3 protein-coding genes and 2 pseudogenes are annotated in these 2,403 nt (G+C 60.1%); 3 read left to right on the top strand and 2 right to left on the bottom strand.

Annotated features, from left to right (window positions below):
• Positions 1 to 415 (top strand): annotated as a pseudogene (locus tag K288_RS0143135) (hypothetical protein); the annotation flags it as partial.
• A 347-nt stretch (positions 416 to 762) separates the two neighbouring features.
• On the opposite strand, the gene K288_RS0143125 reads toward K288_RS0143135, so the two are convergent.
• Positions 763 to 1,047, bottom strand: coding sequence for a hypothetical protein (locus tag K288_RS0143125; protein WP_027584842.1), 285 nt, complete (start codon positions 1,045 to 1,047; stop codon positions 763 to 765).
• Positions 1,047 to 1,286 carry a hypothetical protein gene (locus K288_RS55415; protein WP_244443493.1) on the bottom strand — a complete coding sequence of 80 codons (240 nt, stop codon included), beginning with the start codon at positions 1,284 to 1,286 and terminating at the stop codon, positions 1,047 to 1,049. The genes K288_RS0143125 and K288_RS55415 overlap by 1 nt, the downstream gene beginning before the upstream one ends.
• Positions 1,287 to 1,748: 462 nt before the next feature.
• Here K288_RS55415 and K288_RS55410 point away from each other — a divergent pair, with 462 nt between their 5' ends.
• Together K288_RS55410 and K288_RS55405 are read left to right on the top strand one after the other, a co-directional pair.
• Positions 1,749 to 2,015, top strand: coding sequence for a hypothetical protein (locus K288_RS55410; protein WP_027584841.1), 267 nt, complete (start codon positions 1,749 to 1,751; stop codon positions 2,013 to 2,015).
• A gap of 15 nt (positions 2,016 to 2,030) precedes the next feature.
• Positions 2,031 to 2,354: pseudogene (locus K288_RS55405) on the top strand (methyltransferase domain-containing protein); the annotation flags it as partial.
• Positions 2,355 to 2,403 lie beyond the last annotated feature (49 nt).

Here is a 2,403-nt window from a genome sequence, read left to right as displayed (position 1 = left end):
ATGCGGCGCCTATTGTCGACCGCGAAGACAACCATGCACCCGGCAGTCCCTCAAGGAGATTATTTCCTTGACGTTTCAGCAGCGATTAGACAACCTCATCAACTACGCCACCCATAAGACACCCAAGATCAAAGCGTGGCTCGCTCGCCGGCCGCACTATCATGTCCACTTCACGCCGACTTCCGCGTCATGGATCAATCAGATCGAGCGCTGGTTCGCTGAACTCACCAGAAAGCAAATCCAGCGAGGTGTTCACACCTCCGTCAGGCAGCTCGAGGCCGACATCCGTACCTTCATCGAACTGCACAACAACAACCCGAAGCCCTTCAAATGGACCAAGTCCGCAGACCAGATCTTGGCCTCTGTCAAACGTTTCTGTCACAAGGCTCAGCAGACATTATGTGGTGAACTTTAGATTCACGTGACTAGGGTCTGTACTCAATAAGGATTGGACGAACCACGCCAAGGCCGCGCCGTTCAAGCGCAATGACGCAATGATTCACAAGTTGCCCATCGGGGTAATGGACTTCCCAGGCACGGGTATTCAGGACAATCTCGCCGACAAGGCGAAGAAACTTGGCATTTCGGTCTGGAAGTTCGGCGGCGCCTAAGCGCCGTCTTCGTTAAGACGTAGTGGCGTTAAACCAGAAAGGCGGATTGCCGACGTTCCGCAAAGCCGCTGTTCAATCCAATCACCCCGTCACGGCAACCCTTCTACCGCGGACATAATAAGCCAGCTCCGTAGGTGCCCACCGGCCTCGCTCAATGCCGCTGATTGTGCGACGAGCTGCGGCCCCCACGCGTCGGCCGCAGCCTTCGACCGGGTTCGCTCAAATCTTCGTTCAGATCAAAATTTCGAATAAGACTCCCATTCACGTCCCCGCCCGCGGTCCTGATCAGTCCTCTGACCTTAAGGGCGGTGTTGGCGATCTTCCATCCTTGAAGGCCGGACGTCTGTCGCACTTCCTCATCGGTCGCGGCAAGGATTTCCTCGCTCAGCGCTTCGAGCAGGCGGGCCAGATCGAGACTTGGGTGCCAGCGTGTCATCACTTGCTCCAGTTCCGTTGATCGCGCAGCAGAGTGCGTCGCATCCGCCGTCGCGTCGTGTCGTAGTCGAGCTCGGACATCTGGTGGACCTTGCAGATCTCTCTGGCCGCCAGACCGCCGGCCATGCCCGCGATGATCTTCAGCGCCAGCGGATCGGCCTCAAACAGCCGATAGACGTTGGCCAGCATCTGCGCGGCGGCCAGAATCCGCTCCGGATCGGGGCACGTCGTCGGCCTCATCGCTAGGCCAGCTTCGCTGGTCCGGATCGTCGCGGCTCACAAGCAGCCTTTGCTCGTGCCGCGCACGCCGCCAATGGTCGTTGCAGATGCTGCGCATGACGCCCGACAGGAACGCCAGGATGGGCACGCCGGCGGGCCAGGGTCGCGAGTCGTCGAGGACGCGAGCAATCGCCTCGTGGAGGATGTCGCTCCAGCCGAGTCCTCCCGGCAGGCCGCGACTCCACAACCGCGCCAGAGCTTTGAGCCGTACGAGATCGATTTCTGACAGCGCATTGATGGCAGACGCAACATCGGTAGCGCGGGCAACCACGTCATCAGGCTTGGGAGGTGTTGTCAATCTTTCCATGACCACACCAATATGCGCTTCGCCGAGCCTGACGCGGACAGCGGATCAGAATTTTTTTGACGTGTCCGCGCGCGCGGACCGCAGGCGCATCGTCTGCACCGCAACAGGAGAGCCTCATGGACGACACGTTGGCAGTAGCCCGCCGCTGGTATGCCGAAGACCTACGATACAAGACGCCGGTCCTACGTAACCCTCAGCTGATCGAGGCATTTGCGTTCGTTCCACGCGAGCAATTCGTCGGCCACGGACCGTGGCGCATCATCTCGGACCCGTACAACGAGGCATTCCTGACCCCGGATACGGACCCGCGCTGGCTGTATCATGACGTTCTGGTGACGATCGATGCAAGCCGCAACCTCAACAATGGGATGCCCAGCTTCTAGGCGCGCAATTTTGAACATCTCGACATCGCGCGCGGCGAACGCGTGCTCCAGGTCGGCGCCGGAACCGGATACTATTCGGCGGTGCTGGCTGAGATTGTCGGACCCGCTGGTCGCGTGACGGCAGTTGAAACCGACCCTGTGCTGGCATCGCAGGCCCGAGCAAATCTCGCGAGCTGGCCGCAGGTCGATGTCGTCTCAGGCGACGGCCGGACCGTGGACGTTGGTGAGCTTGACGTCGTAATCGTGTTCGCCGGATCCACCCACCCATTCCGTCTGTGGCTCGATCGCCTTGTCCAGGGCGGCCGGCTTCTGATGCCGCTGACCGACGAATTCTGGTAAGCGCTCCTTTCTACGCACCTATGCAGTTGAGCGCGGGGATGGGATGAGG

Source organism: Bradyrhizobium sp. Ai1a-2 (assembly GCF_000426245.1).
In the GTDB taxonomy this organism is placed as follows: domain Bacteria; phylum Pseudomonadota; class Alphaproteobacteria; order Rhizobiales; family Xanthobacteraceae; genus Bradyrhizobium.
This window is presented reverse-complemented; position numbering and strand designations above follow the sequence as displayed.

Bases quoted from the DNA above. Each gene is read 5' to 3' on its own strand.
- K288_RS55410 (WP_027584841.1), top strand. From the start codon at position 1,749: ATGGACGACACGTTGGCAGTAGCCCGCCGCTGGTATGCCGAAGACCTA.
- K288_RS0143125 (WP_027584842.1), bottom strand. From the start codon at position 1,047: ATGACACGCTGGCACCCAAGTCTCGATCTGGCCCGCCTGCTCGAAGCG.
- K288_RS55415 (WP_244443493.1), bottom strand. From the start codon at position 1,286: ATGAGGCCGACGACGTGCCCCGATCCGGAGCGGATTCTGGCCGCCGCG.